We start from the raw sequence: 13,011 nt of genomic DNA, 5'->3' as shown, positions 1-13,011 counted from the left end.
TCGAGGGCGGACGCGGGGACGGTCAGTGTCACGTACGGGTTCCTTCCAGGTGGGCGAGGACGCCGCGCGCCACGGCGACGGCCATCGCGTCGAGCGCGTCGGTGGTCATCGCCGCCATGTGCGGGGTGGCGAGGACGCGGGGGTGGTGCAGCATCGGGTCGTCGGCGGCGGGCGGTTCGGGCGCGAACACGTCGACCGCGTAGCCGCGCAGCCGGCCGGCGTCGAGCGCGGCGAGCACCGCCGCGCCGTCGACCACGCCGGCCCGCGCGGTGTTGACGAGCAGCGCGTGCGGCCGCATCCGGGCCAGCGCGGCGGCGCCGATCAGGCCGGTGGTCTGCGGCGTCTGGGGCACGTGCAGGCTGACCACGTCCGATTCGGCGAGCAGCCGGTCCAGGTCCACCAGGTGTACGCCGTCCGGCGGCTCGGTGACCGCCACGTCGTACCCGAGGACCGTCATGCCCATCCCGCGGGCGCGGGCGGCGACGCCCCGGCCGATCGCGCCGAGGCCGACGAGTCCCAGCGTGCGGCCGGTGAGCATGGTGCCGGTCAGTCCGGCGGCGACGACCGAGCCGGGCAGTGACCGGCCGGGCGGGAAGCCGCCGGCGGCCAGCGTGGCCACGGCGGGGGTGAGCTGACGGGCGAGCGCGAGCGCGGCCAGCACGACGAACTCGGCCACCGACTCGGCGTTGGCGCCGGGCGTGCCGACGACCGGGACGCCGAGCCGTTGCGCGGCGGCCAGGTCGATGCCGTCCAGCCCGGCGCCGTGCCGCCCGACGACCTTGAGCCGGGGGGCGGACTCCAGCATCGCGGCGGTCACCGGTGAGGAGCGCACCACGAGCGCGTCGGCGGTGGCGAGCGGCCCGGCGGCGAGCGCGGCGGGGTCGGTGAGGTGGGCGACGCGTACCTCACCGGCGGCGTGCAGCAGCCGCATCCCGGCCTCGGCGATGGGCTCGGTGAGCAGGATCTGCGGGGACATTGCCGTCCTTACCAGCCGGTGTAGCAGGTCACCGGCACGCTGTAGAAGTCGCGGGCGTAGCCGCCCTGCTCGCGGGGGCCGTGGTTGGACGCCCCGGTGCCGCCGAACGGCAGGTGCAGTTCGGTGCCGGCGGTGGGCAGGTTGACGGTGACGATGCCGGCGCGGGCGTCGCGCTTGAACCGTTCGGCAGCAGACAGGGAGGTGGTGACGATCCCGGCGGACAGCCCGTAGTCGGTGTCGTTGGCCAGCTCGATCGCCTCGTCGAGGTTCTCGGCGCGGATCACGCAGGACACCGGGCCGAAGATCTCCTCCCGGGCCACCCGCATGTCGTTGTGCGCGCCGACGAGCAGGGTGGGCCGCATGAACTGCCCGTCGTGCGTACCGCCGGCCGCCACCGCCGCGCCCTCGTCGCGTCCGATCCGGACGTAGTCGAGGTTCTGGTCGAGCTGGCCGGCGCTGACCACCGGGCCGAGCTGGCTGTCCGGGTCGAGCGGGTCGCCGACCCGCAGCGCCTGCGTCGCCTCGGCCAGCGCCGCGACGAACCGGTCGTGGATGCCGGCCGTCACGATCAGCCGGCTGGACGCGGTGCAGCGCTGGCCGGTGCTGAAGAAGCTGCCGTCCAGCGCGCAGCGCACCGCCACGTCCAGGTCGGCGTCGTCGCAGATTACGAGCGGGTTCTTGCCGCCCATCTCCAGCTGGAACCGCTTGTTGCCGTGGGCGATGCAGCGCTGGGCGACGTGCGCGCCGGTGCGGGTGCCGCCGGTGAACGAGATGCCGTCGAGGCCGTCGCTGGTGAGCAGTTCCTCCCCGACCACCGAGCCGGCGCCGACGACCAGGTTGAACACGCCGGGCGGGACACCGGCGCCGGCGATGATCCGGGCGAGCTCCCCGGCGCTGGCGGGTACCAGCTCGGCGGGTTTGAGCACGACGGTGTTGCCGTACGCGAGCGCCGGCGCGACCTTCCACGCCGGAATCGCCAGCGGGTAGTTCCACGGCGTGATGATCCCGACCGCGCCCAGTGGACGGCGGCGGACCTCGGCGTGCACGTTCGGGCGGGTGGAGGCGTAGACCTCACCGGTGGGCTGGAGCAGCTGGTGGGCGTAGTAGCGGAACGTCTGGCCGGCGCGGACGACCTCGCCGCGGGCCTCGGCGAGCAGCTTGCCCTCCTCGCGGGCGAGCAGCGTGGCGAGGTCGTCGGCGCGGTCCAGGATGGTGGCGCCGATCCGGTCCAGCATCCGCATCCGGTCGCCGACGGGCAGCTTCGCCCATCCGGGACCGGCCCGGCGGGCCGCATCGACCGCCGCGCGGGCGGTGTCCCGGTCGGCGACCGCGTACTCGCTGACGACCTCGCCGGGGCGGGCCGGGTTGAGGTTCGGCCGGCGTTCGCCGTCGACCCACTCGCCGTCGACCAGGTTGCGGTGGTACGGAACGGACACGTCTACCGCCCCGCGCCGGCGGCGGCGAGCGGCTCGCCCCGCGGGTCGGTGTTCTCCGGGAAGTGGCAGGCGACCTGGTGCCCGGCGCCGGTGAGCTTCGGCGTCTCGGTCGCGCAGATGTCCTGCGCCTTCCAGCAGCGGGTCCGGAAGCGGCAGCCGGACGGCGGGTTCAGCGGGCTGGGCACGTCACCGCTGAGGATCACCCGCCGGCGCTCGGTCTCGACCAGGGGGTCGGGGATCGGCACCGCCGAAAGCAGGGCCTGGGTGTACGGGTGGCGCGGCCGGTCGTACATGTCCTCGCACTCCCCCACCTCCACGACCGAGCCGAGGTACATCACCGCGATGCGGTCGCAGAGGTGCCGGACGACGGCCAGGTCGTGGGCGATGAACATCATGGTCAGGCCCAGTTCCTCCTGGAGTTCCTCCAGCAGGTTGACGATCTGCGCCTGCACCGAGACGTCGAGCGCGGAGACCGGCTCGTCGGCGACGATGAACTGCGGGTTGCTGACCAGGGCGCGCGCGATGCCCACGCGCTGGCGCTGGCCACCGGAGAACTCGTGCGGGTACCTGTCGTGCCACTTCTCGCTGAGCCCGACCATCTGCATGGTCTGCAGCGCCTTGGCCCGCCGCCCGGCCGCCGGCAGGTCGGAGTGCACGAGCAGCGGCTCCTCGATCAGCTCGCCGACGGTCATCCGGGGGTTCAGCGAGGCGAACGGGTCCTGGAAGATCATCTGCATCTGCCGGCGCATGGCCCGCATCCGCCGCCGGTCCAGCGTGGTCAGTTCGGTGCCGTCGAACGTGACGGTGCCCTGGCTGGGCTTGAGCAGCTGGAGAATGGCGCGGCCGGTGGTGGACTTGCCGCAGCCGGACTCACCGACCACGCCGATGATCTCGCCGCGCCGGACGTCGAGGTCCACGCCGGAGACCGCGCGCAGCCGGGCCGGCAGCATCGAGCCGCGTACCGGCACCTTGAAGTCGACGGCCAGGTCACGCACGCGCAGCAGCGGGTCCGGGGCGGTGTCGGGGGCAGGGGTCGTCATCAGCGCACCTCCGCGCTCTGGTCGGCGAAGCGGTCCTCGGTGGTCAGCCAGCCGCCCTGGTCCGCCGGGCGCATGCCCCAGCAGCGGGTGAGCTGGTCGCGGGCCGGGACGGTGGTCAGGCCGGGCGCCTTGTCCTGGCAGACGTCGCGGGCGTGGACGCAGCGCGGCGCGAAGCGGCAGCCGGGTGGGATCTCCGACAGCTCCGGCGGGCGGCCGGCGATCGGGCGCAGCTTGCCGCCGCGGGCCTGGTCGAGGCGGGGCACCGAGCCGAGCAGACCCCAGGTGTACGGCATCTGCGGCTGGTGGAACAGGTCGACGGTCCCGGCGCGCTCGACGATCTGGCCGGCGTACATGACGTTGACGCGCTCGGCCATGCCGGCGACCACGCCGAGGTCGTGCGTGATGAACAGGACCGCGGTGCGCGTCTCCAGGGCCAGTTCCCGCAGCAGGTCCAGCACCTGCGCCTGGATGGTGACGTCGAGCGCGGTGGTGATCTCGTCGGCGAGGATCAGCCGCGGCCGGCAGGAGAGCGCCATGGCGATCATGACGCGCTGGCGCATGCCGCCGGAGAGCTGGTGCGGGTACGAGCTGAGCCGGGTCTCCGCCGCCGGGATCCGCACCATGTCCAGCAGCTCGACCGCCCGCTTGCGCGCGGCCCGGCGGCTCATCCCGAGGTGCAGTTCCAGCGCCTCGGTCATCTGCCGGCCCACGGTCAGCACCGGGTTCAGCGAGGTCATCGGATCCTGGAAGATCATCGAGATGCCCTTGCCGCGCACCGCGCGCAGGTCCCGCGCGGACAGTCGCAGCAGGTCCCGTCCCTCGAAGAGCACCTGGCCACCGGTCACCTGGCCGGCCGGCGGCACGATCAGGCCCATGATGGACTGAGCGGTCGCCGACTTCCCGCAGCCGGACTCGCCGACGAGGGCGACCATCTCCCCTGCGTCGACAGTGAACGACACCCCGTCCACCGCCGTCACCGAGCCCCGCGCGCCGCGGAATTCGGTGCGCAGATCCCGGACCTCCAACAAGGCCATCGATCCCCCTGAGTTAAACTCCCGAACGCCACCATTCGTCATCCGGGAGTGTTGCACAGACGATGTTCGTCGTCTAGGCTCCCGGCAGCGACGAATTCCGTCACTAAGAGTTGGAGCGAGATGGCATCCAAGAGCTCGATCGAGAAAGATCGCAGCATCATCCGGGAGCTCGTTCAGGATCCACGGCAGACGAACGTCGCGCTGGCGGCGAAGGTCGGCCTCTCCGAGGGATCCGTACGACGCCGGGTGGAACGGCTTGTCACCGAGGGTCAGCTGCAGTTCGCCGCGATTCCCAGCGCCGCCTTCATGGGGCGGCCGGTGCACACGCTGTTCGAGATCCAGAGCGCTCCGGGTGCCACAGAAAGGCTCATCGACAAGCTCGCCGGGATGCCGGAGATCGCGTACGTCTACCACGTGACCGGCCAGTTCGACATCATCGCCGTCGGCTACTTCGCCTCCAGCAACGCCATGCGGCGGTTCTGGACGGAGCGGCTGGGCAACCTCGACGGGGTGATGGAGAGCCGGTCGGTGATGGTGCTACGGGTCGCCAAGCGCGCGCACGAATGGGCGCGCGACATCGCCGTCACGGGGGACGAGGAAGCCGGCTGGGACGCGGAAGCCGACCCCGGCACACCCGGCGCTGACACCTGACCGACCGGAGAAACCCGCAATGCTGCGCATCACGTTGACCCGTCTCTTATCGGTTATTCCAGTCCTTTTCGGGATCTCGGTGATCTCATTCCTGGTCATCCGCATGATCCCCGGCGACGTGATCAGCTCGATCATGGGTCAGGACTTCGGCGACCCCGCGATCGAGGCGGAGATGCGCCGCTACTTCGGGCTCGACATGCCCGTGTACGAGCAGTTCCTGAGGTGGCTCGGCGCCCTGGTCCAGGGCGACTTCGGCACCTCGATGCGCACCGGCCAGCCGGTGCTCGAAGAGATCATGCAGCGCCTTCCGTCCACGCTGCTGCTGGCCGTGTCGGCGCTGCTGGTCTCGATCCTCATCTCCATCCCGCTCGGCGTGCTCAGCGCCACCAAGCGCAACGGGCTGCTGGACGCCACCACCCGGGTCGGCTCGCTGGTCGGGCTGTCGCTGCCGAACTTCTGGCTCGGCATCCTGCTGGTGTACGTCTTCTCGGTGTCGCTGGGCTGGCTGCCGTCCCAGGGCGCGGGTGAGGGTGAGGGCTTCTGGGGCACCCTGAAGCACCTCATCCTCCCCGCCGTGACGCTCGGCTCCAGCCTCGCCGCGATCAGCATGCGGATGACCCGCTCCAGCATGCTGGAGGTGCTCAACCAGGACTACGTACGCACCGCCCGGTCCAAGGGCCTCGGCGAGCGCGTGGTCATGACCCGGCACGCGCTGCGCAACTCGCTGATCCCGGTCGTGACGGTGCTGGGCATCCAGGCCGGCGCGCTGCTGGGCGGCACCGTCATCGTCGAGCAGGTGTTCGCCTGGCCGGGCCTGGGGACGATGGTCATCCGCGGCATCTCCCAGCGCGACTACCCGGTCGTCCAGGGCACCCTGCTCTTCCTGGCCTTCTTCTACGTCGTCGTCAACTTCCTCGTAGACCTCATCTACACCTACCTGGATCCGAGGTTGCGCAGTGGTCACTGACACCGCCCCCGACCGCCGCCCCGCCGAGGCGGCGTCCACTCGCCGGACCCCCCGCAGCCTGGAGTTGCTACGCCTGATCTGGCGCGACCGGGTGGGCGCCATCGGCCTGGTCATCGTGGTGCTGATGGTCGGCGCGGCGGCGCTGGCCCCGCTCATCGCCCCGTACGACCCGACCGCCATGTCCAACCAGCGGCTCGCCGCGCCCGGCGGCGACTTCCTGCTCGGCGCCGACGAGGCCGGCCGCGACCTGCTCAGCCGCGCCCTGTACGGCGCACGCACCTCGCTGACGGTCAGCCTGATCGTGGTGACCTGCGCGGGCGCGATCGGCGTCCTGCTCGGACTGCTCGCCGGCTTCTACCGGGGCTTCCTCGACGCGATCATCACCCCGGCCACCGACATCATGTTCGCCTTCCCCACGCTGCTGCTCGCGCTGGCGGTCGTCGCCGCCCGGGGCCCCGGCACCGAGAACCTGATCCTGGCCCTGATCCTCGTGTTCATCCCGAGCTTCGCCCGGGTCGTACGCGGCACGGCGATGTCGGTGCGCCGCGAGCCGTACGTGGAGTCCGGCCAGGCGGTCGGGCTCACCAACGCCCGGCTGATCTTCAAGTACATCCTGCCCAACTCGGTCGCCCCGATCGCGGTGCAGTTCACCACGAGCCTGGCCACCGCCATCCTGGTCGAGGCGTCCCTGGGCTACCTCGGGCTCGGCGTGCAGCCGCCCCAGCCGTCCTGGGGGTCGATGCTCTCCAGCGGCAAGGCGTTCATGGAGATGTCGATCTGGCCGTCGGTCGTCCCCGGCGTCTGCATCATGATCGCGGTGCTGGGCTTCAACCTGCTGGGCGACACCCTCCGCGACGTGCTCGACCCGCGACTGCGCGGCCGTTCCAGCCGCTGACCCCTCGCACCCCCGGCAAGGAGCAACGTGGAAACCATCGACGAACACCTGGTTCGTCAACTGTCGGAATGGTCGGCGGGCGCCGCGGCGCCCGCCGACCCGTCGCCGGACGTCGAGATCGACGCCGGCCTGCTGCTCGACTACTTCGACGCCCAGATCCAGAGCCGCCACCTCGACCTCGCGTTGCGCTGGCTGCAGTCGAAACGGGAGGGCTTCTACACGATCGGATCCAGCGGCCACGAGAGCAACGCCGCCGTCGCGCTGGCGCTGCGGCCGACCGATCCGGCGCTGCTGCACTACCGGTCCGGCGGCTTCTACGCCGCCCGGGCCGGGCAGGTCCCCGGCTCCACCCCGATCACCGACGTGCTGCACTCCGCCGCCGCGTCCCGGCGGGACCCGATCTCCGGCGGCCGGCACAAGGTGTTCGGGCACCGGGCGCTGAACGTCATCCCGCAGACCTCGACGATCGCCTCGCACCTGCCCCGCGCGATGGGCATGGCGTTCGCGCTGGAGCGGGGCGTCGGCGACACCGGTTACCCGGCCGACGCGGTGGTGGTGTGCAGCTTCGGCGACGCCTCGGCCAACCACTCCACCGCGGCGGGCGCGCTGAACGCCGTCGGGTGGGCCGCCCACCAGGGGCTCGGGATGCCGGTGCTGTTCGTCTGCGAGGACAACGGCATCGGCATCAGCACCCGGTCCCCGCACGGCTGGGTGGACCGGATGCTGTCCGCGCTACCAGCCCTGGACTACACCGCCGTCGACGGCGCCGATCCCGCGCGGCTGCTCGCCGTCGCGGGCGAGGTGGCCGATCGGGTACGCGCCGGACGCCGTCCCGCCGTGCTGCACCTGCGCACGGTCCGGTTCATGGGCCACGCCGGCTCCGACGCCGAGCTGGCGTACCGGTCCCGGTCGGAGATCCTCGCCGACTACGCCCGCGACCCGCTGCTGGCCACGGCGGCGGTGCTGGCCCGGCGCGGCATCCTCGCCCCGGCCGAGAGCCTGGCCCGCTACGAGCAGACCCGCAAGCTGGTCATGGACCAGGCCGAGGCGATGCTCGGGCGGGTCGAGCGGCTGCCCGACGCGGCGGCGGTGACCGCTCCGCTGACCGAACGCCGGACCGACCGGGTCAGCGCGGCCGCCGGACGGGCCGGCGCCGGACGGGAGAAGGTGTTCGGCGGCCGGCTCCCCGAGTCGCGCGGGCCGCTCACGCTCGCCCAGTCGGTCAACGCCGCGCTGCACGACGCGCTGCTCACCTGGCCGCAGGCGCAGGTCTTCGGCGAGGACGTGGCCCGCAAGGGCGGCGTCTACGGCGCCACCCGCGGGCTGCGCAAGGCGTTCGGCGCGAACCGCGTGTTCGACACGCTGCTGGACGAGCAGACCATCCTCGGGGTGGCGCTCGGCGGCGCGCTGGCCGGCACGCTGCCGATCCCGGAGATCCAGTACCTCGCCTACCTGCACAACGCCGAGGACCAGCTGCGCGGCGAGGCCGCGTCGCTGCGGTTCTTCTCCGACGGGCAGTACGGCAACGGCATGGTGGTCCGGATCGCCGGGCTGGCGTACCAGAAGGGGTTCGGCGGGCACTTCCACAACGACAACTCGGTGGCGGTGCTGCGGGACATCCCCGGCCTGGCGCTGGCTGTCGCCTCCCACCCGGCCACCGCGCCGGCGCTGCTGCGGCAGTGCCTCGCGCTGGCCGAGCAGGAGAAGCGGGTCTGCGTGTTCCTGGAGCCGATCGCGCTCTACCACACCCGTGACCTGCACAGCGACGGCGACGGCAGCTGGCTGGCCCGGTACGCCCCGCCGGACGAGTGGGCGGCCACCGAGGCGCCGCTCGGACAGGTCCGGACCGTACGCGACGGCGACGACCTGGCGCTCGTCACGTTCGGCAACGGCGTGCCGATGAGCCTGCGGGTGGCCGAGACGCTGGCCGCCGAGCGGGGCGCCGGCACCCGCGTCGTGGACCTGCAGTGGCTCGCGCCGCTGCCGGCCGCGAGCATGCTCGCCGCGCTCGACGGCGTACCCCGGGTGCTGGTGGTGGACGAGACCCGCGCCGGCGGCGGCGTCTCCGAGGCGGTGGTGGCCGCCCTGGTCGACGCCGGTTACCCGGGGCGGATCTCCCGCGTCAACAGCGTCGACAGCTACGTCCCGCTGGGCCCGGCGGCCGACCACGTCCTGCTCGGTGAACACGACGTGCTGACTGCGGCCCGCGCGCTGCTCGACTGACGTACGGCACGACGAAGGCGGCCCACCGGATCGATCCGGTGGGCCGCCTCTCGTTCGGCCGCCTCAGTACCCCAGGTCGGGCTGCCGCTTCAGGCCGGCCAGCTGCTCGCCGGCCAGGTAACGCTCCAGGTTGACGCAGAAGTCGGCGTAGAGCCGCTGGAGGTTGCCGGTGCCGCGGAACGACGTGTGCGGGGTGATGGTGGTGTTCGGCAGGTCCCACAGCCGGTGGTCGGCCGGCAGCGGCTCCTCCTCGAACACGTCCAGCACCGCGCCGGCGATCCGGCCGGACCGCATCGCGTCGACCAGGGCGTCCTCCACCACGAGCGCGCCCCGCCCGACGTTCACCAGCACCGCCGACTCCTTCATCGCCGCGAAGTGCTCGGCGTCGAAGAAGTAGCGGTTCTCGGTGGTCAGCGGCATGGCCAGGACCACCGAGTCGGCCTCCGGCAGCACGGCCATGTGCTCGGCGTACGGGATCACCCGGTCGAAGCCCTCGGCCGGAGTGCCGGAGCGGTTCACCCCGATCACGTCGACGCCGAGCGCGCGGGCCCGCCAGGCCACCTCGCCGCCGATGCCGCCGGTGCCGAAGACGAGCATCGTGCTGCCGATGAAGTCCCGGCCGGTGATCCGCACCCACTCCCGGCGCTCCTGCGCCTCCCGGTGCTCCGGGAACGCGCGGAAGCGCATCAGCACCGCGCCGATGGCGTACTCGGCGATCGGCACGTTGTAGGAGTTGGGCGACCGGGTGTAGAGCAGCCCTTCGGCGAGGCGGCGCTGCATCAGCTCGCCGCCCACCCAGTCGAACCCGGCCGCGGTGATCTGCACCCACCGCAGCCGGTCGCACTTGGCCAGCAGCTCGTCGAAGGTGTCCTCGTTCATCGCGCTGCGCAGGATCACCTCGGCGTCGAGCCACTCGTCGCGTACCGGCTCACCGTCCGGTACCGGGCTGAACCGGCACTGCGGGAACCGCTCCCGCAGTTGCGGGAGCAGGTCCGACAGGTTGGGGGTGAGCAGGATGTGCGGTCCCGCGGCGGCGCCGGTCACGAGGACTCCTGCGCACGCTTCCGGTTGTTGTACGTCACGCCGCCCTTGGCCCAGTTGTCGTACGACACCTCGTAGAGCAGGACGTGGGTGTTCTCGCGCGGCGAGCCGTACTTGACCAGCACGTCGGTCAGGTCGGCGATCATCGCTTCCTTGGTGGCCTGGTCCCGCTTGCCGATCTCGGCACGGATGATTGCCATCTCAGTTCTCCTTGCTCGTGGTCGCGAAGTCCGGGTTGCGCTCGTACTCGGCCTTGACGGCCAGGTACGCGAAGGCGTGCGTGACGCGGGTCTTCAGCACCCCGTCGAACACCTCACGCGCCTTGTCGACGTCACCGTTGTAGTAGTGCCAGTTACCGAGGCCGTACCCCTGGGTGACGGTCTTGAGGCTGTTGCCGTCGCACATCGCCCACAGCTCGTCCGGGCCGATCTCGCCGGTGTAGAGCTTCATCCGGCCCTCGTAGCCGACCAGGTGCGGCTCGTCGACCAGGTCGACAGTGCGGAACCGGTCGAGCACCTCCTCGGCCTCGGCGGTCCGGCCGAGGCGCCGCAGCGCCATGTACTGCCAGTCCTGCGACGCGACCAGGCCCTCCTGGTGCCGGGACGCCTTCTCCGACTCGGCGAAGCTGGGCAGGCAGCCCTCCAGGTCACCGGCGAGGTACTGGGCGACGCCCAGGTGGTACCAGACGGAGGCGTGCAGCGTGGTGTTGTAGCGGCCGAGGATCTCCGGGTTCGCGGCGGCGTCGGTGTTGCTGAGGTGCTGCGGGCGCACGTCCTCGGGCCGGCCGAGGATCAGGCTGACGACGTCCTTCTCCACCTCCGGCTGGTACATCTCGTACTCGTCCTCGACGCCGGCGAGCTGGTCGGCGGCGGCGCGCAGGTCCGCGATCGCGCCGGCGTAGTCACTGATGGAGATCCGCCGGTGGCCGCGGAAACGCAGCAGGCGCGGGCTGTCCGGTTCCAGTTCGAGCGCCTCGGTGAGCAGCGCCACGGACTCCTCGTGCTTGCCGAGGTAGCCCTTCAGCCGGGCGGCGATGACGTAGCGATGGGTCAGGGGTACGGCCGTCATGGATTGCCTTTCGTCGCGGTGCGGCGGAGGGGACGCCGTGGGCCGGCGTCCCCTCCGCGACTCGTCAGCGGTCGAGCCAGAGGTGCCGGTAGAAGCGGTAGGTCGGCGTGGGGTCACCCCGGTAACCCATGACGTCCTTCTGCACGACGTCGAAGTCGGCGTTCAGGAAGGTCATGGCCACCGGGCCCCGCTCGGCCAGGATCTTCTCGGCCTGCTGGTAGAGCTGGGCGCGCTTGTCCTTGTCCAGCTCGGAGCGGGCCTTGACGATCAGGTCCTCGTACTCCGGGTCGGACCAGTTGCCGTAGTTCAGGCCGCCGCCCTTGAGGAAGCTGGCGGTGAACCGCTCGTCCGGGTCGTAGGTCAGGCCGAAGCCGGACTGGTACATGTCGAAGTCCCCGGACTTCGTCTTGGTGTCGGCGATGGTGGACTCCACCGACTCCAGCGTCACCTTGATGCCGATCTTGGCGAGCTGCTGCTGCTCCACCTCCGCCGAGCGCACCTGGAACGCCGAGGTGGCGATCACCATGAGCTTGGCGTCGAAGCCGTTCGGGTAACCCGCCTCGGCCAGCAGCGCCTTGGCCTTCTCGATGTCGGGCTTGCCGTACACCGGCTCCTTCAGCGCGCCGAAGCGGTCCGGCGGCAGGTAGCCGGCGTTGAGCGCGGTGCCGAAGCCGGAGTTGGCGACGTTCAGGATCTCCTGCCGGTCCAGCGCCAGGTAGATGGCCTGCCGGACCTTGACGTTGTCGTACGGCGCCTTCGAGGTGTTCAGCCGCAGGTGCAGCGACAGCGAGCCGGAGCCGCCGTACCACTTGAGCTTCTCGTCGCGCTTGAGCGCGTCGATGAACTCCGGCGCGGGCCGCCACAGGAAGTCGACGGTGCCGCTGCGCACGGCGGCGGCGCGGGCGTTGTCGTCCGGGTTGAACGTGAAGTCCAGCCCGTCCAGGTACGGAACCCCGGACTCCCAGTACTTGTCGTGCTTGTCCAGCTTGATGGCCTGGCCGGTGGTCCGGGCGGCGAGCTTGAACGGCCCGCTGCCGCCGTCGACGCTGCCGTTGAGGTCGCCCTGCTTCTCGACCACGGTCCGGTCGACGATCGACGACGCGGCGGTGGACAGCAGGGTCAGGATGGCGGCGTTGGGCTTGGCCAGCTTCATCACGACGGTGCGCTCGTCGGGCGCCTCGACCGAGGTGATGCCCTCGTAGCTGCGGGCGCGCGGCGCCCGGGTGGCCGGGTCCTTGATCCGCTCGATCGAGTACTTCACGTCGGCGGCGGTCACCTTGCGGCCGCTGTGGAAGTACGCGTTGTCGCGCAGCTTGAACGTCACGGTCTGGCCGTCCGCGCTCAGCTCCCACGACTCGGCGATCGCCGGCTTGATCTCGCCCCGGTACGACTGCACGAGCGACTCGTAGATCTGCTCGTTGATGACGAAGGCCGAGGTCTCCGACATCCGGTGCGGGTCGAGTTCGTTGGCGTCCAGCCGGATCATGATCCGCAGGCGGCCACCGGACTTCGGCGTGCCGGCGGCCTGCGTCTCGTCCTCGAGCTTGACGTTGCTGGTGAGGCCGTCGCTGGCGTTGCCACCGGACTTGCCCGACGGCGGCTCGCCGCCTCCGCAGCCGGCCGCGAGCGTCGTCACGACGCCCACCGCCAGCGCTCTCATCAGAATTCGGGTACGCATCA

Annotated in this window: 12 protein-coding genes; 4 read left to right on the top strand and 8 right to left on the bottom strand. The window is 71.4% G+C overall.

Features of this window, described 5'->3' with window-relative positions:
• Positions 1 to 28 precede the first annotated feature (28 nt).
• The 4 genes from J3R08_RS10650 to J3R08_RS10635 are packed head-to-tail and all read right to left on the bottom strand — an operon-like array spanning position 29 to position 4,486.
• A complete protein-coding gene (locus tag J3R08_RS10650) occupies positions 29 to 976 on the bottom strand; it encodes a hydroxyacid dehydrogenase (protein ID WP_209960987.1) in 948 nt (315 codons plus the stop codon).
• An 8-nt stretch (positions 977 to 984) separates the two neighbouring features.
• Positions 985 to 2,412, bottom strand: coding sequence for an aldehyde dehydrogenase family protein (locus J3R08_RS10645; RefSeq protein ID WP_209960985.1), 1,428 nt, complete (start codon positions 2,410 to 2,412; stop codon positions 985 to 987).
• Between the two features lie 2 nt (positions 2,413 to 2,414).
• Complete coding sequence (locus J3R08_RS10640; protein ID WP_043325187.1) at positions 2,415 to 3,452, bottom strand: ABC transporter ATP-binding protein; 1,038 nt, start codon at positions 3,450 to 3,452, stop codon at positions 2,415 to 2,417.
• A complete protein-coding gene (locus J3R08_RS10635) occupies positions 3,452 to 4,486 on the bottom strand; it encodes an ABC transporter ATP-binding protein (RefSeq protein WP_209960983.1) in 1,035 nt (344 codons plus the stop codon). Before J3R08_RS10635 ends, J3R08_RS10640 begins: the two co-directional genes overlap by 1 nt.
• A gap of 120 nt (positions 4,487 to 4,606) precedes the next feature.
• On the opposite strand from J3R08_RS10635, the gene J3R08_RS10630 reads away from it, so the two are divergent.
• Genes J3R08_RS10630 through J3R08_RS10615 form a run of 4 tightly spaced genes read left to right on the top strand, consistent with a single transcriptional unit; the run spans position 4,607 to position 9,222 of the window.
• Positions 4,607 to 5,137, top strand: a complete 531-nt coding sequence (locus J3R08_RS10630; protein ID WP_030499629.1) for an Lrp/AsnC family transcriptional regulator — start codon at positions 4,607 to 4,609, stop codon at positions 5,135 to 5,137.
• Between the two features lie 19 nt (positions 5,138 to 5,156).
• Entirely contained in the window at positions 5,157 to 6,104 is a 948-nt protein-coding gene (gene nikB, locus J3R08_RS10625; protein WP_030499628.1) for a nickel ABC transporter permease, read from the top strand.
• On the top strand, positions 6,094 to 6,999 hold the full coding sequence (locus J3R08_RS10620; RefSeq protein WP_274477921.1) for an ABC transporter permease: 906 nt from the start codon (positions 6,094 to 6,096) through the stop codon (positions 6,997 to 6,999). The genes nikB and J3R08_RS10620 overlap by 11 nt, the downstream gene beginning before the upstream one ends.
• Positions 7,000 to 7,035: 36 nt before the next feature.
• Positions 7,036 to 9,222: a thiamine pyrophosphate-dependent enzyme gene (locus J3R08_RS10615; RefSeq protein ID WP_374102405.1), complete on the top strand. Its 2,187-nt coding sequence runs from the start codon at positions 7,036 to 7,038 to the stop codon at positions 9,220 to 9,222.
• Between the two features lie 63 nt (positions 9,223 to 9,285).
• Here J3R08_RS10615 and J3R08_RS32690 read toward each other — a convergent pair whose 3' ends face one another.
• From J3R08_RS32690 to J3R08_RS10595, 4 genes are all read right to left on the bottom strand, one after another.
• A complete protein-coding gene (locus J3R08_RS32690; RefSeq protein ID WP_064447412.1) occupies positions 9,286 to 10,266 on the bottom strand; it encodes a D-2-hydroxyacid dehydrogenase in 981 nt (326 codons plus the stop codon).
• Complete coding sequence (locus J3R08_RS10605) at positions 10,263 to 10,463, bottom strand: tautomerase family protein (RefSeq protein WP_018786431.1); 201 nt, start codon at positions 10,461 to 10,463, stop codon at positions 10,263 to 10,265. Before J3R08_RS10605 ends, J3R08_RS32690 begins: the two co-directional genes overlap by 4 nt.
• Position 10,464: 1 nt before the next feature.
• Positions 10,465 to 11,331: a tetratricopeptide repeat protein gene (locus J3R08_RS10600; RefSeq protein WP_209960979.1), complete on the bottom strand. Its 867-nt coding sequence runs from the start codon at positions 11,329 to 11,331 to the stop codon at positions 10,465 to 10,467.
• A gap of 64 nt (positions 11,332 to 11,395) precedes the next feature.
• Entirely contained in the window at positions 11,396 to 13,009 is a 1,614-nt protein-coding gene (locus J3R08_RS10595) for an ABC transporter substrate-binding protein (protein ID WP_158559980.1), read from the bottom strand.
• Positions 13,010 to 13,011 lie beyond the last annotated feature (2 nt).

The sequence above is a fragment of the Micromonospora sp. HB375 genome (assembly GCF_017872985.1).
GTDB lineage: Bacteria > Actinomycetota > Actinomycetes > Mycobacteriales > Micromonosporaceae > Micromonospora > Micromonospora chalcea.
Note: the sequence above shows the minus strand (reverse complement) of the source record. Positions and strands in the feature narration are given on the sequence as shown.